This is a genomic window from Pseudomonas sp. A1230 (genome assembly GCF_044218825.1).
Taxonomy (GTDB): Bacteria; Pseudomonadota; Gammaproteobacteria; order Pseudomonadales; family Pseudomonadaceae; genus Aquipseudomonas; species Aquipseudomonas iridis.
Window position 1 is genome coordinate 2,625,446 of record NZ_CP162582.1, and the last position, 26,113, is coordinate 2,651,558.

Annotated in this window: 30 protein-coding genes and 1 pseudogene; 14 read left to right on the forward strand and 17 right to left on the reverse strand. The window is 59.4% G+C overall.

Translation table 11 applies throughout. From position 1 onward, the window contains the following. Positions 1 to 25 precede the first annotated feature (25 nt). Positions 26 to 487 (forward strand): GNAT family N-acetyltransferase, encoded by a 462-nt coding sequence (locus AB4P97_RS12375; RefSeq protein ID WP_047301865.1) that lies wholly within the window; start codon positions 26 to 28, stop codon positions 485 to 487. A 17-nt stretch (positions 488 to 504) separates the two neighbouring features. Here AB4P97_RS12375 and AB4P97_RS12380 read toward each other — a convergent pair whose 3' ends face one another. Both AB4P97_RS12380 and AB4P97_RS12385 read right to left on the reverse strand, forming a co-directional pair. Further along, positions 505 to 1,716 carry a cytochrome c biogenesis protein DipZ gene (locus AB4P97_RS12380; RefSeq protein WP_395602751.1) on the reverse strand — a complete coding sequence of 404 codons (1,212 nt, stop codon included), beginning with the start codon at positions 1,714 to 1,716 and terminating at the stop codon, positions 505 to 507. A 73-nt stretch (positions 1,717 to 1,789) separates the two neighbouring features. Further along, a complete protein-coding gene (locus AB4P97_RS12385; RefSeq protein ID WP_042559815.1) occupies positions 1,790 to 2,053 on the reverse strand; it encodes a DUF2790 domain-containing protein in 264 nt (87 codons plus the stop codon). 295 nt (positions 2,054 to 2,348) lie between these two features. Here AB4P97_RS12385 and AB4P97_RS12390 point away from each other — a divergent pair, with 295 nt between their 5' ends. Next, positions 2,349 to 3,089, forward strand: a complete 741-nt coding sequence (locus tag AB4P97_RS12390) for a response regulator (RefSeq protein ID WP_047301869.1) — start codon at positions 2,349 to 2,351, stop codon at positions 3,087 to 3,089. Next, a complete protein-coding gene (locus tag AB4P97_RS12395; protein ID WP_395602752.1) occupies positions 3,086 to 4,387 on the forward strand; it encodes an ATP-binding protein in 1,302 nt (433 codons plus the stop codon). The genes AB4P97_RS12390 and AB4P97_RS12395 overlap by 4 nt, the downstream gene beginning before the upstream one ends. 131 nt (positions 4,388 to 4,518) lie before the next feature. Here AB4P97_RS12395 and AB4P97_RS12400 read toward each other — a convergent pair whose 3' ends face one another. Both AB4P97_RS12400 and AB4P97_RS12405 read right to left on the reverse strand, forming a co-directional pair. After that, positions 4,519 to 5,268: a DUF2063 domain-containing protein gene (locus tag AB4P97_RS12400; RefSeq protein WP_395602753.1), complete on the reverse strand. Its 750-nt coding sequence runs from the start codon at positions 5,266 to 5,268 to the stop codon at positions 4,519 to 4,521. After that, the gene (locus tag AB4P97_RS12405) at positions 5,261 to 6,100 is read right to left on the reverse strand and encodes a DUF692 domain-containing protein (RefSeq protein ID WP_395602754.1); all 840 of its coding nucleotides are present in this window, start codon (positions 6,098 to 6,100) and stop codon (positions 5,261 to 5,263) included. The genes AB4P97_RS12400 and AB4P97_RS12405 overlap by 8 nt, the downstream gene beginning before the upstream one ends. A gap of 538 nt (positions 6,101 to 6,638) precedes the next feature. On the opposite strand from AB4P97_RS12405, the gene AB4P97_RS12410 reads away from it, so the two are divergent. Then, positions 6,639 to 7,685 (forward strand): class I SAM-dependent methyltransferase, encoded by a 1,047-nt coding sequence (locus AB4P97_RS12410; RefSeq protein WP_042562126.1) that lies wholly within the window; start codon positions 6,639 to 6,641, stop codon positions 7,683 to 7,685. A gap of 88 nt (positions 7,686 to 7,773) precedes the next feature. Beyond that, positions 7,774 to 8,625 (forward strand): NAD-dependent protein deacetylase, encoded by an 852-nt coding sequence (locus tag AB4P97_RS12415; RefSeq protein ID WP_395602755.1) that lies wholly within the window; start codon positions 7,774 to 7,776, stop codon positions 8,623 to 8,625. A 26-nt stretch (positions 8,626 to 8,651) separates the two neighbouring features. Here the strand turns inward: AB4P97_RS12415 and AB4P97_RS12420 are convergent, their stop codons facing one another. The 3 genes from AB4P97_RS12420 to AB4P97_RS12430 all read right to left on the reverse strand — a co-directional run bounded on the left by AB4P97_RS12420 (position 8,652) and on the right by AB4P97_RS12430 (position 10,653). Then, a complete protein-coding gene (locus AB4P97_RS12420) occupies positions 8,652 to 8,801 on the reverse strand; it encodes a hypothetical protein (protein WP_273875365.1) in 150 nt (49 codons plus the stop codon). Positions 8,802 to 8,853: 52 nt separating this feature from the next. After that, positions 8,854 to 9,240, reverse strand: coding sequence for a cytochrome c family protein (locus tag AB4P97_RS12425; RefSeq protein WP_042562127.1), 387 nt, complete (start codon positions 9,238 to 9,240; stop codon positions 8,854 to 8,856). Positions 9,241 to 9,321: 81 nt separating this feature from the next. Next, positions 9,322 to 10,653 (reverse strand): PLP-dependent aminotransferase family protein, encoded by a 1,332-nt coding sequence (locus AB4P97_RS12430; protein WP_395602756.1) that lies wholly within the window; start codon positions 10,651 to 10,653, stop codon positions 9,322 to 9,324. Between the two features lie 91 nt (positions 10,654 to 10,744). Between AB4P97_RS12430 and AB4P97_RS12435 the strand changes: the two genes are divergently transcribed. After that, positions 10,745 to 11,638: a DMT family transporter gene (locus AB4P97_RS12435; protein WP_395602757.1), complete on the forward strand. Its 894-nt coding sequence runs from the start codon at positions 10,745 to 10,747 to the stop codon at positions 11,636 to 11,638. 3 nt (positions 11,639 to 11,641) lie between these two features. Here the strand turns inward: AB4P97_RS12435 and AB4P97_RS12440 are convergent, their stop codons facing one another. Then, positions 11,642 to 12,457: an AraC family transcriptional regulator gene (locus AB4P97_RS12440; protein ID WP_042559824.1), complete on the reverse strand. Its 816-nt coding sequence runs from the start codon at positions 12,455 to 12,457 to the stop codon at positions 11,642 to 11,644. A 132-nt stretch (positions 12,458 to 12,589) separates the two neighbouring features. Between AB4P97_RS12440 and AB4P97_RS12445 the strand changes: the two genes are divergently transcribed. Further along, a complete protein-coding gene (locus AB4P97_RS12445; protein ID WP_150592279.1) occupies positions 12,590 to 13,102 on the forward strand; it encodes a carboxymuconolactone decarboxylase family protein in 513 nt (170 codons plus the stop codon). Between the two features lie 381 nt (positions 13,103 to 13,483). Here AB4P97_RS12445 and AB4P97_RS12450 read toward each other — a convergent pair whose 3' ends face one another. Further along, on the reverse strand, positions 13,484 to 14,929 hold the full coding sequence (locus tag AB4P97_RS12450) for a SulP family inorganic anion transporter (protein WP_115147401.1): 1,446 nt from the start codon (positions 14,927 to 14,929) through the stop codon (positions 13,484 to 13,486). Positions 14,930 to 15,102: 173 nt separating this feature from the next. On the opposite strand from AB4P97_RS12450, the gene AB4P97_RS12455 reads away from it, so the two are divergent. Continuing rightward, positions 15,103 to 15,402 carry a hypothetical protein gene (locus AB4P97_RS12455; RefSeq protein WP_200611694.1) on the forward strand — a complete coding sequence of 100 codons (300 nt, stop codon included), beginning with the start codon at positions 15,103 to 15,105 and terminating at the stop codon, positions 15,400 to 15,402. A gap of 104 nt (positions 15,403 to 15,506) precedes the next feature. Further along, complete coding sequence (locus AB4P97_RS12460) at positions 15,507 to 16,052, forward strand: hypothetical protein (RefSeq protein WP_042559828.1); 546 nt, start codon at positions 15,507 to 15,509, stop codon at positions 16,050 to 16,052. Between the two features lie 41 nt (positions 16,053 to 16,093). Here the strand turns inward: AB4P97_RS12460 and AB4P97_RS12465 are convergent, their stop codons facing one another. The 3 genes from AB4P97_RS12465 to ggt form a co-directional block, all read right to left on the reverse strand. Further along, entirely contained in the window at positions 16,094 to 16,729 is a 636-nt protein-coding gene (locus AB4P97_RS12465) for a hypothetical protein (protein ID WP_042559829.1), read from the reverse strand. 400 nt (positions 16,730 to 17,129) lie between these two features. Next, positions 17,130 to 17,669 carry a cysteine hydrolase family protein gene (locus AB4P97_RS12470; protein ID WP_042559830.1) on the reverse strand — a complete coding sequence of 180 codons (540 nt, stop codon included), beginning with the start codon at positions 17,667 to 17,669 and terminating at the stop codon, positions 17,130 to 17,132. Positions 17,670 to 17,735: 66 nt separating this feature from the next. Then, entirely contained in the window at positions 17,736 to 19,463 is a 1,728-nt protein-coding gene (gene ggt, locus AB4P97_RS12475) for a gamma-glutamyltransferase (protein ID WP_395602758.1), read from the reverse strand. 151 nt (positions 19,464 to 19,614) lie between these two features. Here ggt and AB4P97_RS12480 point away from each other — a divergent pair, with 151 nt between their 5' ends. Beyond that, on the forward strand, positions 19,615 to 20,130 hold the full coding sequence (locus tag AB4P97_RS12480; RefSeq protein WP_395602940.1) for a methylated-DNA--[protein]-cysteine S-methyltransferase: 516 nt from the start codon (positions 19,615 to 19,617) through the stop codon (positions 20,128 to 20,130). Between the two features lie 74 nt (positions 20,131 to 20,204). Here AB4P97_RS12480 and AB4P97_RS12485 read toward each other — a convergent pair whose 3' ends face one another. The 4 genes and pseudogenes from AB4P97_RS12485 to AB4P97_RS12500 form a co-directional block, all read right to left on the reverse strand. Next, positions 20,205 to 20,795, reverse strand: a complete 591-nt coding sequence (locus AB4P97_RS12485; RefSeq protein ID WP_395602759.1) for an NUDIX domain-containing protein — start codon at positions 20,793 to 20,795, stop codon at positions 20,205 to 20,207. Positions 20,796 to 20,948: 153 nt separating this feature from the next. After that, positions 20,949 to 21,950 (reverse strand): annotated as a pseudogene (locus AB4P97_RS12490) (chitinase); the annotation flags it as partial. A gap of 43 nt (positions 21,951 to 21,993) precedes the next feature. Beyond that, complete coding sequence (locus tag AB4P97_RS12495; protein WP_395602760.1) at positions 21,994 to 22,629, reverse strand: lytic polysaccharide monooxygenase auxiliary activity family 9 protein; 636 nt, start codon at positions 22,627 to 22,629, stop codon at positions 21,994 to 21,996. A gap of 221 nt (positions 22,630 to 22,850) precedes the next feature. Then, positions 22,851 to 23,288 carry a hemerythrin domain-containing protein gene (locus AB4P97_RS12500; RefSeq protein ID WP_042559835.1) on the reverse strand — a complete coding sequence of 146 codons (438 nt, stop codon included), beginning with the start codon at positions 23,286 to 23,288 and terminating at the stop codon, positions 22,851 to 22,853. 148 nt (positions 23,289 to 23,436) lie between these two features. On the opposite strand from AB4P97_RS12500, the gene AB4P97_RS12505 reads away from it, so the two are divergent. Further along, positions 23,437 to 23,862, forward strand: coding sequence for an N-acetyltransferase (locus tag AB4P97_RS12505; RefSeq protein WP_042559836.1), 426 nt, complete (start codon positions 23,437 to 23,439; stop codon positions 23,860 to 23,862). Positions 23,863 to 23,985: 123 nt separating this feature from the next. Here AB4P97_RS12505 and AB4P97_RS12510 read toward each other — a convergent pair whose 3' ends face one another. After that, a complete protein-coding gene (locus tag AB4P97_RS12510) occupies positions 23,986 to 24,336 on the reverse strand; it encodes a hypothetical protein (protein WP_115147404.1) in 351 nt (116 codons plus the stop codon). 134 nt (positions 24,337 to 24,470) lie between these two features. Between AB4P97_RS12510 and AB4P97_RS12515 the strand changes: the two genes are divergently transcribed. The 3 genes from AB4P97_RS12515 to tusD all read left to right on the forward strand — a co-directional run bounded on the left by AB4P97_RS12515 (position 24,471) and on the right by tusD (position 26,113). After that, positions 24,471 to 24,800, forward strand: coding sequence for a DUF6388 family protein (locus AB4P97_RS12515; RefSeq protein WP_395602761.1), 330 nt, complete (start codon positions 24,471 to 24,473; stop codon positions 24,798 to 24,800). A 25-nt stretch (positions 24,801 to 24,825) separates the two neighbouring features. Beyond that, complete coding sequence (locus AB4P97_RS12520; RefSeq protein ID WP_210703131.1) at positions 24,826 to 25,530, forward strand: YoaK family protein; 705 nt, start codon at positions 24,826 to 24,828, stop codon at positions 25,528 to 25,530. A gap of 190 nt (positions 25,531 to 25,720) precedes the next feature. Continuing rightward, positions 25,721 to 26,113, forward strand: coding sequence for a sulfurtransferase complex subunit TusD (gene tusD, locus AB4P97_RS12525; protein WP_047302092.1), 393 nt, complete (start codon positions 25,721 to 25,723; stop codon positions 26,111 to 26,113).

Here is a 26,113-nt window from a genome sequence, read left to right on the forward strand (position 1 = left end):
CTCGCCCTCTGAACGGACTTCAGTCATGCCCGTGCAATTCGAATGGCTCGCCAGCCACATGCAGCACAGCGACACCTATGCCGCATGGATCCACCAGCAATTTGAATACGAATACGCCCATCAACCTTTGGCTCAATGGCAACGTGAATTTGCCGAGGGCCAAAGCAATGGCGACTGGTCCTGCCTGATCGCACTGGACGGCGACCGCTTGGTCGGTGGTGCGGCGCTGGCCCGCGATGATCTCGAACATCGGCAGGATCTCGGCCCGTGGCTGGCCTGCGTGTTCGTCGACCCAGAGGTTCGCGGGCAAGGTCTGGCACAGCAGTTGATCGACGGGGTTTGTCGGGAAGCAAAAAACCGCGGCCTCCCCCGCCTGTATCTGCACACGCAGAACAAACAGGACTACTACGCCAAACGCGGCTGGGCAGTACTGGAACGCTTTCGCGCCTGGGACAACGAACAATGGCTCATGGTGCGTGACCTCTGAGCCATTGAGTTGTTTGATCAGGCAGCCGGGGCCTTGGCCTCTTCCAGCAACTGCTTGATCATTTGCTCCTGCGCTTCGTAGCGACCTTCACCGAAGTGGCTGTAACGCATCTGCCCCTTGGCGTCGATCAGGTAGTGCGCCGGCCAGTACTGATTGTCGAAGGCGCGCCAGATCGCATAGTTGTTGTCTATGGCCACCGGGTAGGTGATGCCGAGTTTCTGCACCTGGTCCCGAACATTGTCGATGATCCGCTCGTAGCCGTATTCCGGGGTGTGTACGCCAATCACCACCAGGCCATCCTTCTCGTACTTCTTCGCCCAGTCTTTGACGTACGGCAGGGTGCGCTGGCAGTTGATGCAGTCGTAGGTCCAGAAATCCACCAGCACGACTTTGCCACGCAGGGATTCGGCGCTCAGTTGCGGTGAATTGAGCCATTGCACGGCACCGGACAGCGACGGCATGGCGCCTTTACTCTCGTCCATCCTCGAATCTGCGCTGACTTTGCTGACGAGGAAGTCGACCACTTTCGGCACGTTCTCCAGCACGTTTCTCTCGACGCTGGTGACGCCTTCGGACGACGTGCCCGCCAGCAAGGTTTTATCGGCGCCGGTGGAAATCACTGCCACGCCGGCAAGCACTGCAACACCGGCGCCGCGACGAAACCACCCGGTGAACGGAATCGAAGGTTTCAAGCGATTGACCACGCCACGGCCGGCGAAAATCAACGCCCCCAGCGACAGCGCACTTCCCGCGCCGTAGGCCAGCAGCAACAGGCTGGTCTGGGCGTTGGCGCCTTGCAGCATGGCGCCCGTGAGGATCACGCCGAGGATCGGCCCGGCGCAGGGTGCCCAGAGCAACCCGGTGGCCACGCCGATCATCACCGACCCCATGGGCCCGGCCTTCTTGCTGGCGTCCGGGTCGAGATGGTTGCCGAGCAACACAAACGGTCGCGCCAGCCAGTCACCCACGCGCGCCGAGATCAGCGACAGCGCAAACACCGCCATGACGATCAAGGCGATGTGGCGGCCGGTGTTGCTGGCCTGAATCACCCACTCACTGCTGACCACGGCCAGGCTTGAGATCAGGGCGAAGGTCAGGGTCATGCCGCCGAGGGTCAGCAGGATCGAGGAGCGTTTACGGTCGGCGTTGGCAAACAGGAACGGCACCACCGGCAAGATGCAGGGACTGAGGACGGTCAACAGGCCGCCGAGAAACGCGATCAAGTACATAAAATCACCTTGGATTGGCGGGAGGGAACCGAGAGACGTCGTTCATAAGGTTCTGCCTGTAAACAAGTGATACTCAGTTGCCGTCGTTGCAACCGTCAGCGAATTTGCTGTAATCGAGTACGCGGGTTTTGCCGGCCGAATCCAGATAAGTCATGCGCGCATCGACAATCCCGCAGGTCACCGAGTTGTCCTGGGTCAGCGAAATGACTTTCTGGATATCCAGGTGGGTGCCGTAGTTGTAAGTTTGCGCGGTGACTTCGGCTTCGGCGCGGGCCGACAGGGTGCAGATGTTCAGGGCGGCAAACAGGCAGGCGGCGATAACGGACGAGTTTTTCATGGCGTGTTCCTCATGGCTGCAAAGGGTTTGAGCCGAGGCGTCATGGAGTGCCTCGATGGAGCCTATTTGAGGCTCACGAGGTATCGCGCATGTGTCGGGAAATGGCGGCTAACCCTCGCTGTGTATCTGCGCCGCCCGGGGATACACAGCGATACAAAACCCTGAACAAATCGCTTTTTTACGTCTGCGTGTATCGCTTGTAACGCCAGATACACTGCAATACAAAGGCAGGCAGGCGAGCACCCGAAGGCTCGATAGACTGCGTGACATTCCCCTTTGCCAGAGGCCGGGCCCCATGGAACATGTCGATCACATTCTCATCGTCGACGACGACCGCGAGATCCGCGAGCTGGTCGGCAATTACCTGAAAAAGAACGGTCTGCGCACCACCGTCGTCGCCGATGGCCGGCAGATGCGCAGCTTTCTCGAAACCAACACGGTTGACCTGATCGTGCTCGACATCATGATGCCCGGCGACGATGGCCTGCAGCTGTGCCGCGAATTGCGCGTAGGCAAGCACAAGGCGACGCCGGTGTTGATGCTCACCGCACGCAATGACGAAACCGACCGCATCATCGGTCTGGAAATGGGCGCGGACGACTACCTGACCAAACCCTTCGCCGCCCGCGAACTGCTGGCGCGGATCAACGCCGTACTGCGCCGCACGCGAATGCTGCCGCCGAATCTGGTGGTCACCGAAGCCGGTCGTTTGCTGGCGTTCGGTCGCTGGCAACTGGACACCTCGGCCCGACACCTGCTGGACAAGGACGGCACCATGGTGGCGCTCAGTGGCGCCGAATATCGTTTGCTGCGGGTGTTTCTCGATCATCCGCAACGGGTACTCAGCCGCGATCAATTGCTCAACCTGACCCAAGGCCGCGACGCGGATCTGTTCGACCGTTCCATCGATTTGCTGGTCAGCCGTTTGCGCCAGCGCCTGCTCGATGACGCCCGTGAGCCGGCCTACATCAAGACCGTGCGCAGCGAAGGTTACGTGTTCTCACTGCCGGTCGAGTTACTCGGTGCCCCGGCATGACACTTAACCTGCACTGGCCGCGCACACTGGCCTCGCGCTTGTCGCTGATTTTTCTGGTCGGGTTGATTCTCGCCCAGGCGCTGTCGTTCGGTGCGCAGTATTACGAGCGTTATCAGAGTGCAAAAAGCACCATGCTCGGCAATCTGCAAACCGACGTCTCGACCTCAATTGCGATTCTTGATCGCCTGCCGGCCGAGGAGCGTCCGGCCTGGCTCGAGCGCCTGGCGCGCAACAATTACGGCTATCTGCTGAGCGAAGGCGACGGCGGTACGCCGATCAAGTCCGCTGACGTGCCCATTGCGGTCACCTCAATCACTGAGGTCCTGGGCGATAAATACCCCCTGACCTTCACCGATATTCCCGGCCCGAAAAAGCATTTTCAAGGCCACCTGCGCCTGAGCGACGGCAGCCCGGTGACCATCGACGTGCGCCCCGCGATGACGCCACTGTCGCCGTGGCTGCCAGTGGTGCTGCTCGGGCAACTGGCGCTGATGATCGCCTGCACCTGGCTGGCCGTGCGCATCGCCATCCGGCCCTTGACGCGGCTGGCCAACGCCGTGGAAACCCTTGATCCCAACGCGCACCCGATTCAACTGGACGAGAAAGGTCCGAACGAAGTGGTCTACGCCGCCCGTGCCTTCAACACGATGCAGGCGCGGATTGCCACCTATCTCAAGGAACGCATGCAACTGCTGGCCGCGATCTCCCATGACCTGCAAACCCCGATCACGCGGATGAAACTGCGGGCCGAGTTCATGGACGATTCAGCAGAGAAGGAAAAACTGTGCAACGACCTCGGCGAAATGGAACACCTGGTGCGCGAAGGTGTGGCCTACGCCCGCAGCATCCATGGCTCGACCGAAGAAAGTCGGCGCACCGACATGGATTCGTTCCTCGAGAGCCTGGTGTTCGACTATCAGGACATGGGCAAAAAAGTACAACTGATCGGAAAAAGTGATGTAGTCGTCGAGACCCGTCCGCACGCGTTGCGCCGGGTGCTGGTGAACTTGACCGACAATGCCTTGAAATTCGCTGGTGGTGCCGAGGTGTGGGTCGCAGCGAACAAGGGAAAGCTGTCGATCACCGTCATGGATCGCGGCCCGGGCATCGCCGAAGCCGATCTGGCGCAAGTGATGGAGCCGTTCTACCGCGTGGAAAACTCGCGCAATCGCAGCACTGGCGGCACGGGTCTGGGTCTTGCCATCGCCCAGCAATTGGCAATAGCCCTCGGCGGCTCGTTGACCTTAAGCAACCGCGAGGGCGGCGGGTTGTGTGCTGAACTGAAGCTGCCACTCTAAACCTGCCCACCACAAATCCCCTGTAGGAACTGCGGCACGCTGCGATCTTTTGATGTGGTTTTTAAAGATCAAAATCAAAAGATCGCAGCCTCGTTTCACTCGACAGCTCCTACAGGGGGTTTTGCGGTGATTCAAGTAATACCGATTACCCGGTCTTCGTGCATTTGCTGCAACAACGCCAATCCACTGGCCATGAACGACTCGTCTGCGAATTGCCCAGCCTCCTGTGCCAAGCCCTGTAACTGCTCCCGTCCGGTCAATGACGGCAACTCGCCGATCCGCTGCAGCAACCGCCAGGCCAACGGGCTCAACTGCGAAAACTTCACGCTGAAATCCGCCTCCCGCCGTACCAGTAACAGCGTCGGATGCGCCGGGGCGGTTGAAGGCTGATAATCCGGGCCAAGGCGCTGCACCGGCCACGTGTAAGCCAAAGGCCAGGCCAGCGCCGAGATCCGCAATGGCCGCTCCAGCAACAAGCCTTTATCCGTAGCAGGCAAGGGATCGGCGTCGGATTGCTGCAAGACCATCTCTACCCATTCGTAATGCGCCAGCTCCAGCAAAAACGCGGGCCACGCCCCCTCGCTCAACACCGCAGGCTGCGTGGCGAGATAGTCGAGGAACGTCTCGGCAATCTCGGAAAACTTCGGCGTTTGCGCACGGTAATCGCGCAAAAAACCGCGAATCAGCATTTGCCAGCGTTGATCGCCGACGATCCGGATCAGTACAGGAAAGGTGCCACTCAACAATTGCGAAAGATTGTTGAACAGCAGATCGCGGTACACATTGACCCGCGCAGTATCCATTTCAGCAGGAGGTACGTGGCTGTCGGGATCACGCAGATAACGCGTCAGCGCCCGTTGTTGCTGTTCAAGGTTATCCACGCTGAACTCCTTCGCCTTGCAGACGGCGAATGGTCTGTAGCTCGGCGACCAGTTCGGCAAATGCCGGGAAATTGAAATCACGCTCCAGCAGCGTCGGCTGCGCGCCGAACCGTGCGTAGGCTTCGGCCAGCAACGACCACACCTGCGGTTTCACCGAGGCGCCATGGGTGTCGATCTTGAGACTGTCGGACTCATCGAAATGCCCGGCCACGTGCATCCCGACCACCCTGCCCGGCTCGATCCGGGCCAGAAAATCCCGCGGATCAAAACCGTGGTTGATGGCATTGACGTAGACATTGTTGACGTCCAGCAGCAAGTCGCAATCAGCCTCGCGCAATACCGCGTTGGTGAAGGTCACTTCGTCCATGTCCTGACGCGGGGCGGCATAGTAGGAGACGTTTTCCACGGCAAGGCGGCGACCGAGAATGTCCTGGGATTGGCGGATACGCGCGGCGACGTGGTGCACCGCTTCCTCAGTGAACGGCAAGGGCAACAGATCGTAGAGATGGCCGTCGTCGCTGCAGTAACTCAGATGTTCGCTGTAATGTTCAACGCGGTGATGATCGAGAAAACCCCGCACTTCCTGCAGAAAACCGCAGTCGAGCGGCGCCGGGCCGCCGAGCGACAACGACAAACCGTGACAGGACAACGGATAACGCTCGGCCAGTTCGCGTAACGCCGCGCCGTGGGCACCGCCGACGCCGATCCAGTTTTCCGGGGCGACTTCCAGAAAGTCGAAATCGCCGGCGGGGGCGGCTTGCAGATCTTTCAACAGCCCACGGCGCAGGCCCAGCCCTACGCTGGGTTGCCTTGATACATGAGGGGTTTGCATGGTGGCTCACCTCGGTGGTTGACCCACGCAGTTCAACCGTTGGCTGTATCGACGCTGTGTTCAACCCACCCGATATTTGCCACCCCATGTATCCCTCCGCGACAGCGATACACAGCGATACACACCCTTTGAACTCACTGAAAAAACCTGTGGGAGCTGACTTGCCAGCGATGGCGTCAGCACAGCCAACATCATGATCGACTGTGCCGACCTCATCGCTGGCAAGCCAGCTCCCACAAGGATTAGCGGTGATCACCGCTCCTCAATCCATACAGCTTTCCTGTAAGCGTGAGCCTGCTTGCGATAGCGGTGTGTCCGTTAATGAATGCAGCGGCTGACACAATGCCTTCGCGAGCAGGCTCGCTCCCACATTTGCTCCGCGTCGATCAAAGAATCCGGGCTAGACTCATTCATGACCCAGTCGAGGGGGCCGCAGGACTTTTGCCGTGCCCTGCCTGTTTCCATGACCACCGCCCGGTGGCGCATGCCTCGACGCTCAACGGCGCCGGACGGTGATCCTGTTTCAGGAGCACACATGATGGACGAGGCTCGACTCAACGAATTCATGGGCAAACTGGTCAACGACATGGGCGGCGCGGCAATGCTGGCCAATGTCATCGTCGGCGAAGAACTCGGGCTGTACCGGGCGATGGCCGACAGTCAGCCGATCAGCCCCGAAGCCCTCGCAGCAAAAACCACCTGTAACCCGCGCCTGGTGCGCGAATGGCTCAGCGCTCACGCCGCCTCCGGCTACATGGAGCACCGCGACGGGCAGTTTCGCCTGCCAGAAGAACAGGCCATGGCGCTGGCCGTCGAGGACTCGCCGGTTTACGTCGCCGGCGGTCTGGGGGTGGTAGCGTCGTTTTTCCACGACAAGGACAAACTGGTCAAAGCCATGCGCGGCAACGGCGCCCTGCCCTGGGGCGATCACCATCCGTGCATGTTCAGCGGTACCGAACGGTTTTTCCGCCCTGGCTATAAAGGCCACCTGATCGCCGAATGGTTGCCGGCGCTGGAAGGCGTCGTGGCCAAACTCGAGAAAGGCGCGAAAGTCGCCGACATCGGCTGCGGCCACGGCGCCTCGACCGTGTTGATGGCCCAGGCGTATCCCAACTCGCGTTTCGTCGGCTACGACTTTCACGCACCGTCGATCACCGTCGCTAACCAGCGCGCGGAAGAAGGCGGGGTCAGCAGTCGGGCGACTTTCCTCCAGGGCTCAGCGAAAAACTACCCCGGCAATGACTATGACCTGATCTGCTATTTCGATTGCCTGCACGACATGGGCGACCCGGTGGGCGCCGCGCGTCATGCCTACGACTCGCTCAAGGACGACGGCACGGTGTTGCTGGTCGAGCCCTTCGCCAACGATGCGCTGGACGACAACATCAACCCGGTGGGACGGCTTTTCTACGCAGCATCGACGTTCATTTGCACGCCGAACTCGCTGTCCCAGGAAGTCGGCCTGGGCCTCGGTGCGCAGGCCGGTGAAAAGCGCCTGCGCAAAGTGTTTACCGAGGCCGGATTCAAGCAGTTCCGGCGAGCGACGCAGACGCCGTTCAACCTGATTCTGGAGGCTCGCAAATAACCGCGAATCTGTGGCGAGGGAGCTCTCTCCCTCTCCACGGAGGTCAGTGCTAACCTGCATGGCACTCATCGCTAATGGAATGCCAGCCATGCTCGACAGCCCGATCCGCGAACACCTCGACACGCTGCAACAGGCGATGATCGACGGTGACTTCCTGGTGCTCACCGGCGCCGGCATCAGCACCCCCTCGGGCATCCCCGACTACCGCGACAGCGACGGCGTGCGACGTGGCCGGCAACCGATGATGTATCAGGAGTTCCTCGCCGCCCCCGAGTCACGCCGCCGCTACTGGTCGCGGGCGATGTTGGGCTGGCCTCGGGTGCGTCAAGCGCAACCGAATGCAGCGCATGAGGCGCTGGCCAGTTTGCAGCGGCATGGCAGGATCAGCGGCTTGATCACACAGAACGTCGACACTTTGCACGATCAGGCCGGCAGTCATGACGTGATCGAACTGCACGGCAGCCTGCACCGCGTGCTGTGTCTGGATTGTGGCCAGCGCAGCGATCGCGATTCGATTCAGCAACTGATGGAACGGCAGAATCCGTATCTGGCCGGCGTCGATGCAGTGCAGGCGCCAGACGGTGACACCCTGCTTGACCCGGCATTCGAAGCACGCTTTCAGGTGCCACACTGCCCGTTTTGCGCGGGCGAGCGGATGAAGCCGGACGTGGTTTTTTTCGGCGAAAACGTCGCGCAACCTACCGCCGCTCGGGCCATGGATGCAGCGCAGACGGCGGCGGGAATGCTGGTGGTGGGGTCTTCGTTAATGGCCTATTCAGCGTTTCGCCTGTGCCGGGTGATCGCAGATCGCGGCAAGCCGTTGATTGCGATCAATATGGGCAAGACACGGGCGGATGATTTGCTGGATTTGAAGATTGAGGGCGCTTGCGAACAACTGCTGCCCTTGCTGACACAATACCTGACGACTGAATCCATGTAGGCGTTGATGCACATTGCGACAAGCCTTCAGCAGCCCAGGCAACCCTTGAAAGTCGGCGCTGGCGACTGTTTCAGATCATCGACCAGTTTGTTCATGACCCCGTCAGACACATGGGTAAATGCCTTGCGCAATGTCTCGGGATCTATGGCGTATTGCTCAGGCGAACAATTGATCATGCAATGATTCGCCTGGCAGGCCACTGCCTCGATACCACTTTAGAAGCTGGCGTTATCGCGGAAATGTTTGCAGGTACGCCAGCAAATTCTCAAGCTTCTCCTCATCACTCAGCCCCCAGAAAATCATCCGCGTACCCGGCACCACGCCTTTCGGATCTTTCAGGTAAGCCTTAAGCGTTTCGTGGTCCCAGGTCACGCCTGAGTTTTTCATCGCATCGGAATACACATAGTTCGCCGACGTCCCGGCCGGGCGGCCGATGATGCCGTTGAGTTCCGGACCGAAACCCGAGCGGGCGGATTCGCCGACTTGATGGCAGCCGCCGCACAGGCGCGGGAAGATTTTTGCGCCGGCCTCGGGATCGCCTGCTGCGTGGGCGGTTGTGCCGAGCAGGCCAGCGGTGAGTATCAGGGCGAGGGACAGTGAAGCGGTGTTTTTCATCAGGCGATCCAAAGCGATTTGATGCGAATGCGCCAAGGCTAACATTTTGTGGCCAGGGAGCTTGTTCCCTTGCCAACGGTTCTACAGATAAGCGCCGATGACGTTTCTGACGGTGATCAACGCTTGGCGCAACACGCTCATATCCACTGAACCCAATGCCAACCGAATCGCATGCGGTGTATGAGTCGCCACCGAAAACGGCTCGGCGCTGGTGACCGAAATCTGTTCGTGCATCAACTCCATGACAATCCGATCGGCGCGCACATCTTCCGGCAGCGGCAACCACAAGAAATACGAGGATGGATGTGCGAAATAGGGCAACCCTTTGAGCAACTCGGCGGCCAGTGCCTGACGAGCCTTGGCGTCGCTGCGCTTTTGTTCTTCAAGCGAGGTGACAGTGCCGTCGTCGAGCCAGGCGCAAGCAATGGCGGTCATCACGCCGGGAGTGTTCCAGGTGGTGGCGCGGATGATTCGCTCCAGCGCCGGCACCTTGGCCTCCGGCGCAGCGATGAAACCGACGCGCAAACCGGTGGCGATATTCTTGGAAAGTCCCGACACATAAACCGTGCGCTCGGGCGCCATGTCGACCAGCGCTGGCGGTGGGTTTTCCACCAGAAAGGCGTAGGCCGCGTCTTCAATGATCGTCAGATCATGCTGACGGGCAATCGATATCAGCTGCTCGCGTTGCTCAGTCGGCATCACCCAGCCCAGCGGATTGTGCAGGGTCGGCATGCTGTACACGGCGCGCACCGAGCGGCTGCGACAGAGTTTATCCAGCGCCGCCAGATCCGGCCCGTGGTCACCGATCGGAATCGCCACCACTTCCAGATGCAGCGCTTCGGCCAGCACCTTGAACCCGGAATAGGTCAGCGCATCTGCCGCAATCACATCGCCCGGTTTGAGCAGTGCCATCAGCGTCACCGCCAGCCCTTGCTGGGCGCCGTTGACGATCAGCACTTGCCCGGCCTCAACGCTCACCCCGCGACTCAGCAGATGCCGCGCAACCGAGGCGCGCTCGTGCTGGCGGCCGGCGTGTGGTTGATAACGCAGCAGCGCTTCGAGGTCACCGGACAGTGCCAATTGGCGTAACGCCGTGCGTAACAGCTCAGCCTGACCGGGCAATGACGGGTAGTTGAAATTGAGGTCGATCATGCCGACCGCGACATCCTTTTGATCAATGCCCTGCCCCGCCGACAACGAGGTTTCCCGCACAAAGGTGCCGCGGCCGGTTTCGCCACTGACCAGGCCCATCGCCTCCAGCTCGGCGTACACCCGCGAGGCCGTGACCAGCGCCAACCCTTCGCTCACGGCCAGTTGCCGGTGGGTCGGCAGTCGCGTGCCCGGCGCGAGACGGCCCGAGCGGATGTCTGCCGCATAGGTATCAACGAGGGTCTTGTAGCGGGAGCGTGGCATGTGAGGATGTATCCATGACAATTTTTTGATTGTCCTGATTCTCGCCCCTAGGATTAAACCCACGCAACCCCACCTTTGAGCGCGACCTCGTATGGAACGGACTTCGAACCTGGGTAACCCGGCACTGGAAAAAACCAGCGGCTGGATCAACGGTTTTATCGGCGTGGTGATCTTCAGCGGCTCGCTGCCGGCCACGCGCCTGGCGGTGCTGGAGTTCGACCCGGTGTTTCTTACCGTGGTGCGTGCGGCCATCGCCGGGGTATTGGCGTTGGGATTGTTGTGGCTATTTCGCGAGCGGCGTCCGGCGCGCAGTCAGTGGCTCTCGCTGTTCATTGTCGCGATGGGCGTGGTGCTGGGTTTTCCGCTGCTGACCGCGTTGGCGTTGCAGCACGTGACGTCAGCGCATTCGATTGTTTTCGTAGGATTGCTGCCACTGGCCACGGCGATTTTCGGCGTGCTGCGCGGTGGTGAGCGTCCGCGACCGGTGTTTTGGGTCTTCTCGATTCTGGGCAGCGCTCTGGTGGTTGGATTCGCGCTGTCCCAGGGACTGACTGCTTCGCCCACGGGTGATTTGTTGATGCTCGCAGCGATTCTGGTCTGCGGCCTCGGTTACGCTGAAGGCGCCAAGCTGTCGCGCACCCTCGGCGGCTGGCAGGTGATCTGCTGGGCGCTGGTTTTGTCCCTGCCGCCGATGGCGTTGCTGAGTCTGTGGCTGGCGCCCGCCTCGTTCAGCAACATCAGCCTGTCGGCGTGGCTGTGTCTGGCCTATGTGTCGCTGTTCAGCATGTTGATCGGATTCGTGTTCTGGTATCGCGGACTGGCGCAGGGCGGCATCGCGGCGGTTGGGCAGTTGCAGCTGCTGCAACCGTTTTTCGGGCTGGCGCTGGCGGCGACGTTGCTGCATGAACAGGTCAGCATCGGCATGCTTGCGGTGACATTGGGAGTTATTTTGTGTGTCGCCGGGGCGAAGAAGTTCGCCAAATAACCCTCAAATCCCAGCCTTCCACTCCCGAGGACTGAGCCCCGTCTTGCGGCGAAAAGCGCGGGCCAGCGCCGAAGGACTTTCGTAGCCGACCTCTTCGGCGATCAACGCAATCGGCCGGCCTTCGCGCAGACGTTTCTGCGCCAGACTGACCCGCCAGCTCAGCAGGTAATCGCCCGGTGTCTGCCCGACAACACGGTGAAACTGCTCGGCAAATCCAGCGCGAGACAGGTTGGCAGCCGTCGCCAGATCGGCCACGCTCCAGGGCTTTTCGGGCTGTTCATGCATCAGGTTCAAGGCGCGGGACAGGCGCGGATCGGCCAGGCCGGCCATCATTCCGGGGGCTTGATCACGATTACTGATGAGGTGGCGCAACAGCAGGATCACCAACAACTCGAACAACCGATCCATCACCGCCACACGTCCGCAATGACCTTCGAAGGCTTCCTTGAACAGCCACTCCAGGGTGCTGCTCAACTCTGGAATATCGGTGAGTTCGAGCACCAGATAATCCGGCAGCGCCGCCGCCAATGCATTACCCGAACCGCCGTCAAACGTCAGCGTTGCGCAGACCAGTCTGGTCTCCATGGACGCGTCGGCAATCATGCGATGGGCGAAGGGTCGAGGGAAGAAAATCAGCGACGGCTGATCGAGGCGGATCTCGCGTTCATTGCCAGGCTTGAGCAGCAATTCACCCGCCTGCAACAGATGCACGTGCCCACTCGGCTCACCCTCATGAACACTGACGCCGCAAAAGTCGCCGCTGTGAAACGTACCGGCATGCACAGCGAAATGGCTGAGCAACGTGGAAAGGCGATCCATGGGCAACTCCCGAGCGAATATCTGGACGATCTGCCGCATATCCTCGACGATTTGACGCCAAAGCACCAATAGCGCTGATTAACATCACCTCCATCGCCGGTGCACTTCGCACAGGATCTTCGGAGAATCACCATGAGCCGCATCAACGCCATCAGCCTCGAATCCGCCACCGACACCACCCGCCCGGTACTGGAAGGCGTGAAAAAGAAAATCGGCTTCCTGCCCAATCTTTTCACCACCCTGGCCAAGGCGCCCGTAGCGCTTGAGACCTACGTACAAGCCTCGGCCATCCTCGGTAAAACCTCATTGAGCGCCAAGGAGAAAGAAGCCGTCTACCTCGCCACGTCACAGGTCAACGGTTGCGATTATTGCCTGGCGGCGCACACCCTGTTTGCCGGCAAGGCCGGACTGTCGGCGCAGGACATCGTCGCGGCACGTGAAGGCGAACTCAACGCCTACGCAGCCCTCGCCCAGCAACTCACGCAAAGCCGCGGCCACTTGAGCGACGAACAAATCGCCGCCGCCCGCGCTGCCGGTATCGACGACGTGAAAATCATTGAAGTGATCGCACTGGTCGCCGTGCAAACGCTGACCAACTACCTGAACAACGTGGCGCTGACCGATATCGATTTCCCGGCGATCTAAACCTGGCCACACACAAAACCCTGTGGGAGCTGGCTTGCCAGCGATGGCGGTGGGTCAGTCAACATCAATATTGACTGTGCCGGCCTCATCGCTGGCAAGCCAGCTCCCACAAGGTATCGCGGCTGGGCCGCGAGTTTGAGTCGATCATTCCCAAAGAAAAGCAAATCAAAGCAACACACCGACCCGAGTCGCTCTTCACCACTCAACACAATGAGCGTTAGCTCGAGTGCAGCTCTTGATCTCGAAGGCCCGTCGGGCCGGACGTCAGGGCAAAGACCTTTGGTTACTTTGGGCTGGGCCGGCACTCCGGCGTTTGCCAAAGTGACCCGCCGTAAGGGCGGAACCGCAACAAGCCATCACAGCAGCAACGGATATGCCCCCTCAATCGTGATCAACACCAGCGCGCTTGAGCAATTTCTTGCAGCGCTCCGACAAATGAAACACCTGCAAATGCTTACCCGCCTTGGCGTAACGCTCGCGCAGGGTTTTCAGCGCGGCGATGGCCGAGTAATCGACAAAACTCAAATGCTGACAATCGAGCGTAACCCGCGCCGGGTCATTGGCCGGATCAAAGCGGTTGAGGAACGGCGTGGTCGAGGCGAAGAACAGTGTGCCGTGCAGTCGATAAAGTTTGCTGCCGTCAGCTTCCAGATGCTCATCGGCATACAACTCACGAGCCTGCTGCCAGGCAAAATTCAGCGCAGCGATGATGATGCCGCACAGCACGGCCGTGGCCAGATCGGTGAACACGGTGATAGTGGTCACGGCGATGATCACCAACACATCGTTGAGCGGCACTTTGTTCACCACCCGTAACGACGCCCAGGCAAAGGTCTGCTGCGACACCACAAACATCACGCCGACCAGTGCCGCCAGCGGAATACGCTCGATCAGGGGCGACAGAAACAGGATAAACAGCAGAATCAACACGCCCGCGACGATGCCCGACAAACGCCCGCGACCACCGGAACTGAGGTTGATCACGGTCTGGCCAATCATCGCGCAACCACCCATGCCGCCAAACGCGCCCGAGACCATGTTCGCCGCGCCGAGCGCCACGCACTCGCGATCCGGGTAGCCACGGGTTTCGGTGATTTCGTCGGTAAGGTTCAGCGTCAGCAGGGTTTCCAGCAAACCGACCAGCGCCATCAGGATCGCGTACGGCGCGATGATGCCCAGGGTTTGCATATTCCACGGAATGTCCGGCAAGGCGAAGGTCGGCAAGCCACCGGCAATGTGCGCCATGTCGCCGAGAGTGCGGGTCGGCAGGCCGAACAGATAAACCAGCAGGCCCACGCCGAGAATCGCCACCAGCGCCGGCGGCACTGCGCGGGTCAGGCGCGGCAGGATGTAGACGATGGCCATGGTCAGCGCCACCAGCCCGGTCATCAGGTACAGCGGCGTACCGCTGAGCCAGTCTTCACCGTTTTTGAAATGCTCCAGTTGCGCCATCGCAATGATGATCGCCAGGCCGTTGACGAAGCCGAGCATCACCGGATGCGGCACCATGCGCACCAGTTTGCCCAGGCGTAGCAGCCCGAACACCATCATGATCAACCCGCCCAGCAACACGGTCGCCAGTAGATATTGCACGCCGTGCTGCACCACCAGCGCCACAATCACCACCGCCATCGACCCCGCCGCACCGGAGACCATCCCCGGGCGACCGCCGAACAATGCCGTCAGCGTACAAATGATGAAAGCGCCATAAAGGCCCATCAGCGGATTGAGGTGGGCCACCAGCGCGAACGCAATACATTCGGGCAACAGGGCAAACGAGGTGGTGAGTCCGGCCAGGACATCGGCGCGCAGACGTATCGGTTTCATGGCATACCTGACTGAGCGGCCGCCGTGCACGGCCGCGGAGTTGCTGAAAAGAGTGCAGCGAATAAAGAGGGTTGCGGATGTTACGGAATTGTCCGACATCGATCCAGCAATACGCTGACACATTGCAACTCACGCCTTATGCTGGCGCGCTCCTGTACGCATCGAGTCCAAACATGTCTGCATTTCTGAGCGCCCGTGAGGTTTGCCAGCGACTGCGCGAGGCCGCGCTGGGCGTACTGACGTTCAGCTGCGAGGCACGCACCGAGGCCGGACTGGTCACGGTGGATATCGACGGCTGGCGCCTTGTGCTGGATTTTGAAGGCGAACGGTTGCATCACTGTGAATACGCCCGCAACTGCGATGGCGATGAAGGTGCGCTCGATAGCTGGCAGCGCTTCGGCACCGATCCGGTGAGTCTGCTCAGTACCTGGGAATTGGCGCAGATCGAGAAATTGCTTATGGCGCGAGGCTGATACGAAGCCACGAACAGTGTTTCAGCCGCTCTCACGAACCGGTTGCTCAATGATGGCACTCTGCCCATAATTCGCGCCCTCATATTTCCACGCAAGGAACTGCCGTGAAGAAGTCGCTGTTGTTGATCCCGATGTTGGCGCTGTTACTGCAAGGCTGTGGCATGACCATGCTGCGTTACGAGCCGAGCTATGAAAACGTCCAGAAGCTCAAGCAAACCCCGCCGTTGCACGCGATCAGCAACCCTCAAGTCACTGCCGAAACCGGTGAAGGCTCGCTGATGGTTCGCGCCAACCCGATCCGCTCGCCGTCCGGCAGCATCCCGGCGCACATCCAGGACGCGATCACCGAAGAACTGCGCAAGGCCGGCCTGCTCGACCCGCAGGCCCAGCGTCAGTTGAAAGTGCTGGTGGTGAAAAACCAGATGACCGCCGGCATGGGTACTGGCGATGGTGATCTTGCTGCGCGCTTCACCCTGCTCAACGGCAACGACGTGGTGTACGACGCGACCAAGACTGTCAGCAGCCAGTGGGCCAGCAGCTTCTTCGGTTTCATTGCGATCCCGAACGCGGTTAATGCTTACAACCCAATGTTGCGTGACTTGCTGAAGGAACTGTACAGCGATCCGCAGTTCATCCAGGCGCTGAAGTAACCGTTAAAAAAAGAGCCGCAATTGCGGCTCTTTTTTTGGCTTCAGGCCCGCGGGATGCGGGTTTCAAGTGCCGAGTACTTCAGGCTGTTGCTCTCGACCACTTGTTTGAGCAGCGCGTTGACCTGACGAGTGAACGTATCGGTCACCGCCTTATTCGTCGTGTTGCCCATCAGCGGGATAAACCAGATGCCAATCCAGGTGCCGACCGCATCGTGATTGCTCGCGGTCGTCAGTGCCTGACCTTGTCCATCCACGGCCTCCAGGCTCATGGTGTACTGATCGGTGCCGTAAGCCGGGATCACCATCATGCTGAAACCGCTGATGAACGCCAGCACCATCGAGCCTGCATTAGGCGGATGGTTGTAGACCTTCAGGCGCAGATTGTAGTCGCCCGGCTGCTTCTGGAATTCGTCCAGGGTGACACGGCCAAACAAGCCTGAATCAGTGAGGATTTTCTGCAGTTGCGGCTTGAGTTGATCGCGCCCCTGCGGCACTTCTACGGCAGAAGCGCTTTTTGGCTCGCCCATGTAGAAGTCGAAATCGACATAAACGTTTGGCTTGTTGGCGTAGTTGGCCATCGACGGCATTGTCACCGGCGCCACTTCGTCTTTGGTGAAACTGGCACAACCGCCCAGCGTAAGCACCAGGCCCAGCGCCAGAATTTTCCCGAATTGCATGATGTCCGTCCCTTTGTGAACAGTGCCAGATGATGGCAATGCGCCTCCATCACGGAAGCCGGGCGGATTCTAGAGAGAGTGCTCGTCGGAGGAAAGACTGAAATGGGCAATTCGTGAAAAATATTCCGCTCAGCAGTGCCGCAAATCGAAGAGGCTGGATGCTGCCGCTCAGGCCGTTGGGGTCAGGGCATAAAATCCACGGGGCAATCATGGGGGTTTTTCATGCGTTCATTCCAGGCCTGCAATAGACACCGGCCCCGACTTGCGAGATCTCCAGCACGCCGTTGATGGGCGTGAAGCTGGGGCCAGGTCGCGTCCCAACTGAAGGGCTGAGCGGTGTCAGCACACTGATTTATTTGCTGACACTCTGTCATCGCTGGCAAGCCAGCTCCCACATTGATTACGGCTGGAAATGGATTTGTGCGGCGGGTTTTACATCGATCCGCGCCACCGAGCCGGTCAGGTGCGCCAGATCCTTGTTGTGCTCGCCAATAATGTCTTCGGCGCTCATGTTGCCGTTGTCGACGGTGGAATGGGCGTCGGCCGCCAGCACCACGTCGTAACCCAATTGATGGGCCTGGCGCACGGTGGCATTGACGCAGTAATCGGTTTGCAGACCGCAGATCACCAAACGCTCGAAATCTTCGCTCGGCAGCAGTTTGCGCAGATCGGTCTGGTAAAACGAATCCCTGGTGGTTTTGCGAACGCGCAGATCTTTCGGGGCCGTCTCAAGCCCTTCCGCCAATTGCCAGCCTTCGGCACCGTGGGCCAGTGGACTGTCCTTTTCTTCATGCTGAATCAACACAACCGGCACCCCAGCCTTGCGCGCGCGGTTGCTGAGGTTGTTGATGGTGTCGATCACGCGGTGGATGTCGTGGCATTGGTATTCGCCCGAGCACAGAGCGCGCTGGACGTCGATGATCAGTAATGCGGTGGTCATGATGAGCCTTCCTTGATCAGTCCTTGAGACAGGGACGGACGTGAGTCCGCCCCCTTTTTACGCCTCTCAGTAACCCAATGACAACCCTGTATTGCGCCGTGGATCATTGGCGCCGTAGAAGCGGTTTTTGCCGACCGGTTTACCGCCCAGCGACGGTGCGCCAACCAGAATCGCGGCGATATGGTTGGCGTCCTGCGGCCCGGCGAACTTGTGGCCCCAGCTCTCGAGAATCTTCTTCGTGTCGGGGCTGGCGGCGAAGTCTTCGAGGTTGGTTTCTGCCGGCATCCATTGCTGATGGAAACGCGGCGCATCGACCGCCTCCTGCAAGCCCATGCCGTAGTCGATGACGTTGAGCATGGTCAGCAAAGTCGCGGTGATGATGCGGCTGCCGCCCGGCGTCCCGACCACCATGACCACTTTGCCATCCTTGGTGACGATGGTCGGACTCATCGATGACAGCGGCGCCTTGCCCGGAGCGATGGCATTGGCTTCGCCCTGCACCAGGCCGTACATGTTCGGCACGCCGACTTTCGAGGTGAAGTCGTCCATCTCGTCATTGAGGATCACGCCAGTCTTGCTCGCCATCACACCGGCACCGAACCAGTCGTTGAGCGTGTAGGTGACCGAGACCGCGTTGCCCCACTTGTCGACGATCGAATAGTGAGTGGTGTTGCTGCCCTCATGGGGTGCTGTGCCGGGTTTCAGTTCGGCGGAGACACCGGCCTTTTGCGGCTGGATGGCGTCACGCAGTTTGGTTGCGTAGTTCTTGTCCAGCAGGTGCTCGATCGGGTTCTTGACGAAATCCGGATCGCCCAGATAGCTGTTGCGATCAACATACGCGTGACGCATCGCTTCGATCTGATAGTGCATCCCCTGGGCCGAATGGAAGCCCAGGTCCTTCATCGGATAACCTTCGAGAATATTCATGATCTGGCAGATCACCACGCCACCAGAGCTTGGCGGCGGCGCCGAGACCACGTGATAGCCACGGTAATCGCACTCCACCGGGGCCAGTTCGCGGGTCTTGTATTTGTCGAGGTCGGCCTGGGTGATGATGCCCTTGTTCGCTTGGCTGGAGGTCACGATGGCGTCGGCCACCCAGCCTTTATAGAAACCGTCAGCGCCCTTTTCGGAAATGGTTCGCAGGGTTTTGCCGAGGTCTTTCTGCACCAGTTTCTGGCCGACCTGCATCGGCTCGCCGTTGCTGAGGAAGATCGAGCCGGAATCGCGCATGTCCTTCTTGAACACGTCGGTGGCGTACTCCAGCAACTCGACGTCGCCTTGCTCCAGCTCAAAACCGTCTTCAGCCAGTTTGATTGCGGGGGCAATCATTTCCTTGCGCTGCTTGGTACCGTACTTGCTCAGCGCCAGCTCCATACCAGACACAGTGCCCGGCACGCCGACGGCCAAATGGCCGCGTGTACTCAGTTCAGGGATGACGTTGCCTTCCTTGTCGAGGTACATATCGGCGGTCGCCGCCAGCGGCGCTTTTTCGCGGAAGTCGAGGAAGGTTTTGCGTCCGTCTGCCAACTGAATGGTCATGAAACCGCCGCCACCGAGGTTGCCCGCAGCGGGATAGACCACCGCCAGCGCATAACCTACCGCGACCGCCGCATCCACGGCGTTACCACCGCTTTTCAACACGTCGACACCGACATGCGTGGCCAGATGTTGCGCGGTGACCACCATGCCGTTTTCCGCGGCAACCGGTGCCACCGAGGCGGCGTGAGCCATGAGACAGCTGAGTGCCAGCGTGGTCGCTATCAGCGATTTGGCCAAAGGTTCGTACTTCATGAGTCGATCTCTTTTTTGTTTTCAGGGTCTGTGCAAAACAGAGGGGAACGCGTCAAGAGCAAGAAGCAGTATGGTCGGGTTTGCGTTTTGCGCCTCCCTGTTCAACCAGTATGCTGGGCGCCGTCGCCGCACCGAATCGGAGTTTGCTCGCATGTCGTTTACCTTCATCACCCTGCCCTCGCTGGTTGGCGAGCTGAAGCTGGTCGCGAAAGGCTCGCGACTGGCGGCCATCCTCTGGGAAAACGACCGACCGAACCGCGTGCGTCTTGGACCGATGACTGAAGCACCGGACAATCCGGTCCTGCTGAAAACCGCTCGGCAACTGGAAGAGTATTTTGCCGGGACACGCAATTGCTTCGAGCTGGAGCTGGATTTTGTCGGCACGGATTTTCAGAAACAGGTCTGGGCGGCGTTGCTGACCATTCCGTTCGGAGAGACCCGCACCTATAGCCAGATTGCCCAACAGATCGGCAAACCCACCGCCGTACGGGCAGTGGGCGCAGCGAATGGGCGTAACCCGATTTCGATTGTTGCGCCGTGTCACCGAGTGATTGGCGCGTCCGGGAAATTGACCGGGTTTGCCGGGGGGCTTGAGGCGAAGGAGCGGTTGTTGAGGCTCGAGGGTGGTGATTGGTCGGGAGCGGGTCAAACGGGAGATTTATTTTAGTACGCGCAGAAAGATCAAAAGATCGCAGCCTGCGGCAGCTCCTAAAGGGAACACCGAAGGCTGCGGCCGTTGCTTTACAGGTTGAACAGGTTATTCATCGCCGCGTATTGCAGCAGCATGATGGTCTTGGCATCGCAGATCTCACCCCGATGGAAGGCTGCCAGCGCTTCATCGAATGACCACTCCAGCACTTCCAGCTCTTCGGTTTCTTCTTCCAGACCGCCACCGTCACTGACCTTTAAAGCCGAGTCGTACTCGGCAATAAAGAAGTGCAGTTTCTCGGTCACCGAACCGGGGCTCATGTAGGCCTCGAATACCTTCTTCACGTCATGTACGCGATAGCCGGTTTCTTCCTCGGCCTCATCGCGAATCCGCTGTTCCGGGGCGGCCCCCTCCAGCAAGCCTGCCGCCACTTCGATCAGCAGACCGTCATGGCCGTTGACGAACACCGGCAAGCGGAACTGCCGGGTCAGCACCACAGAGCGCTTCTGTCGGTTGAACAGCAAAATGGCAGCGCCATTACCGCGGTCATACACCTCGCGCGTCTGACGCTGCCACTCACCATTATTGCGTTGGTAGTCGAAGGTGATTTTCTTCAGCAGATACCAATCGTGGGACAACACCTGAGTGTCGACAATGTTGACCCGCTCGGCTGTGTCGGTCATGACGTCTGATCCTTTTTCCATCGTAAGGCTGCCATGGTCGAATAATCGCGCCAACAAAAAAAGCCCGGCAGCGCTACCGGGCTTGTTTATTTGCAGCTAAAGAGCGGAATACGCAACCGTCTCTTCGATCTCCTGCCCGGTCAATCGGGCGCCGTGAATCAACGGCCCGTAACGCTGACTGAACTCCCAGTCATACGGCACGCGATCCTTATTGGTGCCGTTGTCCCAGTTCACCGACCAGGTCATCAATCCCTTGATAGGATGCCCCTTGATTGCCAGCCGCTTGAGCACATTGCCCACCACAGTCTTGTCGATGACATAACCGGTGGCGGCGGCATCGACGTTGGCCGGTAGACCGATGACGAATTTATCCGCGGCAATCCTGGTAAAACCTCGAGTGCCCGTCACCAGACTTTCAGTCAGGTAATAGAGGAAGTCCTCTTTCAGCACATCGTTGTTCTGCGCGATCCACGCGCCGGCACCGTTATTGGCCTCCGGCACCCAGACCCCGTCGCCGCCCTGGTTGTAAAACTGCGGTGCGATGAAGTCGTAGTAGCCTTCCAGTGCCTGCAAATAGCCGACGTACTTGCCGTTGGTGGTCAGGTACGGAAACTCCGGGGCCATGCTGATGATGAAATGCTTGCCCTGGCCTGCGTAGTGATCCTTGACCAGTTTGAGCGCGGCCGGCAGGACGGTCTTGTTGGCGGCGAAATCAATCGCGCTCTGTTCAAGATCGATGTCCAGCCCGTCAAAGCCATAAGTTTCCACCAAGCGGATAATTTCATTGGCCAGCGGTTGCTCCTGACCGCTATGCAGTTCGATGTGTGCATCGGCGCCACCGAGAGAAATCAGCACCGCCCGCCCCTCACTGTTAAGCACGCCGACCTGACGGCGGAACTCGGCATCGGAGACGTTGAACGGCTTGAAGGTCGGAATACCGCTGCCCTTCATGAAGGCCACCGCGACCACGTTGTATTCCCTGGGTACATCCTCCAGAGCGATGCTGGCAAACCGGCCTTGCCGATAACCGTCGCTCAGGCCCGCTGGCCAGTTGTGCCAAAAGCCCATGAGGATTTTTTTGCCGGCAATGCCCGGCATCAGCGAAGCCGCATCACTCGCTGCGTTTTGCATCAATGAGAAATCGATATCTGACATGTTCTAATCCTTCAGAACCTGTGAATTTGACGACACTGCGCCGTTATTTGAAGTCGACGTCGAACGCCTGATAGAAGGCGTTACCGGTGTTGGCAACGATCCACATCAGTACGATGACGTGATGGCCTTTCTTGCTCGCCGGCAGTTTCACCGTGTGGTTGACCTTGGCTTTGAGCTCTGCCGAATGACTGTAGTAAGGCACCTGAGTGTAGAAGTCCTCAAAGAACGGTTGTGCTTCGAGTTGCGCGCGGGTGATGCGTTGCTTCGGGTCCCAGCCGTCCTTGGTGATCAGCCAGCGATAGCCACGAGTGGTGTGCGGCGCGGTGTATGCCCATTTGATCTCGAGGATCTGACCCGGGGTGACATTGAGCAGCGGCCACGTGAATGGACGATTGAGTTTCTTGCTCATTTCCTCCTGGGTGAAGTTCACGCAATCGCGCGCATCAGTCTTGCCGCCGCTGAGAATGTAGCCGTCTGCGGGCGGGGCGACACTGGCGGTGTCGGTTTCGTAGGGTGGCGGAAACGGTCCGGCAACCAGCGCCGGAAAGTTCTTGCCGCCTTCCATTTCATTGACCTGCCAGTCGCCCAGCAGCCCTAGATCAATCACGACCGAGCCACGGCTTGCTGGGGAGGTGACACGACCATGTCGCAGTGGGGTTTCAGGGTTTGCTTGATTCATGTTTTTCACTCCGTTGATTAAAGAACTCTCCTTCCCGAGGAGAGGCCTTCAAGCTAACGGAGGTGATTTTTTTGTCCATCGGCGGTTTTGTCGCACTCATCGTCAGCCGCGCTCAAAACACCAGTAAATACTGTATGGATATACAGCACCCTAAGAAAAAGCCCACCTCGCTTATGGCAAAAGGACTACACGCCGACGCTGCAAAAGTCGCCATGCTCAACTCAGCCTAACTGAGCGTTGAACTCCTTTTCGTATTCCCCGGCCAACTGTTCTTTCTGCTTTTCGCTGAGTAACTTGCCGGCCATCTGGAAGAACTTCTGCTCCTCTTCCTTGAGGTGGTGATGGACCTTGTCCGACAGCTTTTTAGCGGTCGCCAGCCATGCCGGGCTGGACATCTCGGTCTCGTCCAGCTCTTCCATCATTTCGTCCATTTCATGGTGTTCGGCGATGGCGTGCCGGCTAAGGTCAACACCGTTGTCGAACGCCATCAGCGGGATATAGAAGTGGCGTTCCTCGGCAGTTTCGTGGGCTTGCAACTCGGCCTTGAGCTGCTTGTAGGCCTCTGCTCTTTCAGGGGTATCGCCACTGGTTTTGATCAGGTTTTCGGCGTAGCTGCGCTGGCGATCATGGCTTTCACGAAGGGCTTCGAAAATATTCATGGGGGGTCCTCATCAACCGCGTTCTGAAATGACGCTGTCAAAGCTAGACCGCAACGCGGGAGCGACGGTTCCACGGGGTTGAACAGGGACTTGGAAGACACCCCTCGCGCAGGATAGGCTGGGGGCTCACACCACAAGGAAGTCCTGCATGAACTTGCGCATCGAGTTGTCGCAAAACCCTACGGAGGAGCAACGTCAGGCCATTCTCCAGCCCTTGATCGCCTACAACGACGCCCAGACAGGTGGCTCGAAATCGGAGCCCTTCGCCCTGATGGTGCGCGATGAGCACGACGCGATTCTCGGCGGATTGTATGGTCGGGTGATTTTTCAGTGGATGTACATTGAATTGCTGTCAGTCCCGGAGCAGGGTCGGGGGCAGGGAGTCGGCTCGGAGCTGATGACCATGGCCGAATCGATGGCGAAGGAAAAGAACTGCCTGGGCATCTGGCTGGACACTTTCAGTTTTCAGGCGCCAGAGTTCTACAAGAAACTTGGGTTCAGCCAGTTCGGGGAGATCGTTGACTATCCGCCGGGGCATAGACGGCATTATTTCCAGAAGCGCTTGATGGGTTGAGTCGACTGGCCCCATCGCGGGCAAGCTCGCTGCCACAGTGAATGTGTCGCTCATAAAGCCTGTGGGAGCGGGCCTGCCCGCGATGGAGCCATTGATGTCACCGCATAGGGCAACTGACTGACCTTAAAGACAAGTCGCCAACGCCGCCAACCGTCGCTTGGCGACAAAATCATCCTTCTGCGCGAAGTAATTCAACACCGTACCGGAGGCATCCGTACTCACATCGACAAACGACTCCGCCGAACGCGTGTACACCGTCGAACCGCCCTTCTTGCCCGGCTGCAGATAAGCCCCGGCATCGACGCCGAACACGGCTTCGTCCTGCCAGGCGAATTGCACGCACTGGGCCACGATTTTTTCGGGTTTGTTCGAGGTCAGAACCTTGTTTGGGGTTTGGGTGCGGGCATTGTCCATCACCGAACCCGCGCAACCGGCCAGCACCGTCGCGGCCAACGCCACCATCAGAATTCGCATTGCATTCGCTCATTCACAAAAAAGCGGACTGTATCACCGCAGCAGCAGGAATCGTTCTGCTTTACTGCATTTATAGCGCGACACGCGCGGGCAGCTGCGGCAACCTAAGGTCATCAGCCTCACAAGGAAAACACATGGCGCCTACCGACCAGCGACATGAACATGCTCTGAAACTGTTTCTCGACGCGCACCCCGACTTGCGCGAAACCCTCGACCATCTCAATCCATTGCTGGCCCGGGCCAAAGGTGAAACCCAGGCGCAGTATCGCGAGGAACGCCTGCATGAGGCGTTTGAGGCCGAGGCGGAAAGTCGAGGCTTGTTTGCCTGGGAACTGACCTTGCAACTGACGGCCGAAACGCCTGAAGAGTATCAGGCGCAACGTCTGGAAGTGCATCGCGAAGTCGCGGAAATGGCCGGGATGGAGTGGCTGGAATACTGCGATCTGTATGGCATAGAACCGTAATCATTGCTCAAGGATATCCGCACCGATGCTGCCCTCAACCTCGACCCACCGTGCCAGTCCCGGCCATCTGCACAAGCAGAAATGGCGCGGTCGTGTGGGTCTCGCGCTGGTCGCCAGCCTGTCGGTGCTGGCCGGGATGACGGATGCAATCGGCTTTATGGCCAGCGGCGATTTCGTCTCGTTCATGAGCGGCAATACCACACGCCTGGCCGTGGCGATCAGTGATGGCGACATGGGGCTGACGTTACGCCTGGTCATCCTGGTAGCCACGTTTGTCATCGGTAATGCCCTGGGCGTGGTGGTTGCACGGCTTGGCGGGCGGCGCACGCTACCCTTGCTGCTGTGCATCGCCACCCTGCTCTGCATGGCGGCAGCGTTACCAATTGATGCACAACTGCCGGCGCTGCTGGCGGCAATCGTCGCGATGGGCATGCTTAACGCCGCGGTCGAGGAAGTGAACGGCCTTCCAGTCGGGCTGACCTACGTGACCGGCGCGCTGTCGCGATTCGGACGAGGACTGGGTCGCTGGATGCTCGGCGAACGCCGTGGTGGTTGGCGGGTGCAGTTGGTGCCGTGGAGCGGGATGTTTATCGGCGCGATTCTTGGGGCGGTACTGGAACACCATTTGGGACTCAGGGCGATGTTCGTCAGCGGTTTGCTGGCGGCAGTGGTGGGGTTGCTATCCCTGACAATTCCCCGACGCTGGCAATTAGGCTACATGCCCCGTTGACTGATGCCTGACACCTATCCCTGTGGGAGCGAGCTTGCTCGCGAAGGGTCCTTCACATTCAACATCTCGGCGCCCGACAAGACGCTTTCGCGAGCAAGCTCGCTCCCACAGGGTTATATGCATAACCTGGATTTCGCGGATACCCCGATAAAGCTTTATCATGCCCGCAGTTTTGCTGATCGAGTCCGTCATGAAGTTCGCCATTGCGCTGTTTTCCGCCGCCCATGCGCCCTCCTCGCGCCGAGCCCTGCTGTTTGCGCAGGCTGCATTGGCCGGCGGGCATGAGATTGTCCGGCTGTTTTTCTACCAGGACGGCGTCTACAACGCCTCCGACGCGGTGGTCACGCCGCAGGACGAACTCGACCTGCCCAAACAATGGCGTGCATTCATCAGCGAGCGACAACTCGATGGCGTGGTGTGCATCGCCGCAGCCTTGCGCCGCGGGGTGCTGAATGCCGAAGAGGCCCAACGCTATCAGCGAGATGCCGTATCCGTCAGCACACCTTGGGAATTGTCCGGCCTCGGTCAGTTGCATGACGCGGTGCAAGACGCCGACCGCTTGATCTGCTTCGGAGGTGCGTGA

What these genes read in the sequence shown, in the direction of transcription:
- AB4P97_RS12375 (WP_047301865.1), top strand. Translation starts at nt 26, where the DNA reads ATGCCCGTGCAATTCGAATGGCTCGCCAGCCACATGCAGCACAGCGAC.
- AB4P97_RS12380 (WP_395602751.1), bottom strand. Translation starts at nt 1,716, where the DNA reads ATGTACTTGATCGCGTTTCTCGGCGGCCTGTTGACCGTCCTCAGTCCC.
- AB4P97_RS12385 (WP_042559815.1), bottom strand. Translation starts at nt 2,053, where the DNA reads ATGAAAAACTCGTCCGTTATCGCCGCCTGCCTGTTTGCCGCCCTGAAC.
- AB4P97_RS12390 (WP_047301869.1), top strand. Translation starts at nt 2,349, where the DNA reads ATGGAACATGTCGATCACATTCTCATCGTCGACGACGACCGCGAGATC.
- AB4P97_RS12395 (WP_395602752.1), top strand. Translation starts at nt 3,086, where the DNA reads ATGACACTTAACCTGCACTGGCCGCGCACACTGGCCTCGCGCTTGTCG.
- AB4P97_RS12405 (WP_395602754.1), bottom strand. Translation starts at nt 6,100, where the DNA reads ATGCAAACCCCTCATGTATCAAGGCAACCCAGCGTAGGGCTGGGCCTG.
- AB4P97_RS12410 (WP_042562126.1), top strand. Translation starts at nt 6,639, where the DNA reads ATGGACGAGGCTCGACTCAACGAATTCATGGGCAAACTGGTCAACGAC.
- AB4P97_RS12415 (WP_395602755.1), top strand. Translation starts at nt 7,774, where the DNA reads ATGCTCGACAGCCCGATCCGCGAACACCTCGACACGCTGCAACAGGCG.
- AB4P97_RS12420 (WP_273875365.1), bottom strand. Translation starts at nt 8,801, where the DNA reads ATGATCAATTGTTCGCCTGAGCAATACGCCATAGATCCCGAGACATTG.
- AB4P97_RS12425 (WP_042562127.1), bottom strand. Translation starts at nt 9,240, where the DNA reads ATGAAAAACACCGCTTCACTGTCCCTCGCCCTGATACTCACCGCTGGC.
- AB4P97_RS12430 (WP_395602756.1), bottom strand. Translation starts at nt 10,653, where the DNA reads ATGCCACGCTCCCGCTACAAGACCCTCGTTGATACCTATGCGGCAGAC.
- AB4P97_RS12435 (WP_395602757.1), top strand. Translation starts at nt 10,745, where the DNA reads ATGGAACGGACTTCGAACCTGGGTAACCCGGCACTGGAAAAAACCAGC.
- AB4P97_RS12440 (WP_042559824.1), bottom strand. Translation starts at nt 12,457, where the DNA reads ATGGATCGCCTTTCCACGTTGCTCAGCCATTTCGCTGTGCATGCCGGT.
- AB4P97_RS12445 (WP_150592279.1), top strand. Translation starts at nt 12,590, where the DNA reads ATGAGCCGCATCAACGCCATCAGCCTCGAATCCGCCACCGACACCACC.
- AB4P97_RS12450 (WP_115147401.1), bottom strand. Translation starts at nt 14,929, where the DNA reads ATGAAACCGATACGTCTGCGCGCCGATGTCCTGGCCGGACTCACCACC.
- AB4P97_RS12455 (WP_200611694.1), top strand. Translation starts at nt 15,103, where the DNA reads ATGTCTGCATTTCTGAGCGCCCGTGAGGTTTGCCAGCGACTGCGCGAG.
- AB4P97_RS12465 (WP_042559829.1), bottom strand. Translation starts at nt 16,729, where the DNA reads ATGCAATTCGGGAAAATTCTGGCGCTGGGCCTGGTGCTTACGCTGGGC.
- AB4P97_RS12470 (WP_042559830.1), bottom strand. Translation starts at nt 17,669, where the DNA reads ATGACCACCGCATTACTGATCATCGACGTCCAGCGCGCTCTGTGCTCG.
- ggt (WP_395602758.1), bottom strand. Translation starts at nt 19,463, where the DNA reads ATGAAGTACGAACCTTTGGCCAAATCGCTGATAGCGACCACGCTGGCA.
- AB4P97_RS12480 (WP_395602940.1), top strand. Translation starts at nt 19,615, where the DNA reads ATGTCGTTTACCTTCATCACCCTGCCCTCGCTGGTTGGCGAGCTGAAG.
- AB4P97_RS12485 (WP_395602759.1), bottom strand. Translation starts at nt 20,795, where the DNA reads ATGACCGACACAGCCGAGCGGGTCAACATTGTCGACACTCAGGTGTTG.
- AB4P97_RS12495 (WP_395602760.1), bottom strand. Translation starts at nt 22,629, where the DNA reads ATGAATCAAGCAAACCCTGAAACCCCACTGCGACATGGTCGTGTCACC.
- AB4P97_RS12500 (WP_042559835.1), bottom strand. Translation starts at nt 23,288, where the DNA reads ATGAATATTTTCGAAGCCCTTCGTGAAAGCCATGATCGCCAGCGCAGC.
- AB4P97_RS12505 (WP_042559836.1), top strand. Translation starts at nt 23,437, where the DNA reads ATGAACTTGCGCATCGAGTTGTCGCAAAACCCTACGGAGGAGCAACGT.
- AB4P97_RS12510 (WP_115147404.1), bottom strand. Translation starts at nt 24,336, where the DNA reads ATGCGAATTCTGATGGTGGCGTTGGCCGCGACGGTGCTGGCCGGTTGC.
- AB4P97_RS12515 (WP_395602761.1), top strand. Translation starts at nt 24,471, where the DNA reads ATGGCGCCTACCGACCAGCGACATGAACATGCTCTGAAACTGTTTCTC.
- AB4P97_RS12520 (WP_210703131.1), top strand. Translation starts at nt 24,826, where the DNA reads ATGCTGCCCTCAACCTCGACCCACCGTGCCAGTCCCGGCCATCTGCAC.
- tusD (WP_047302092.1), top strand. Translation starts at nt 25,721, where the DNA reads ATGAAGTTCGCCATTGCGCTGTTTTCCGCCGCCCATGCGCCCTCCTCG.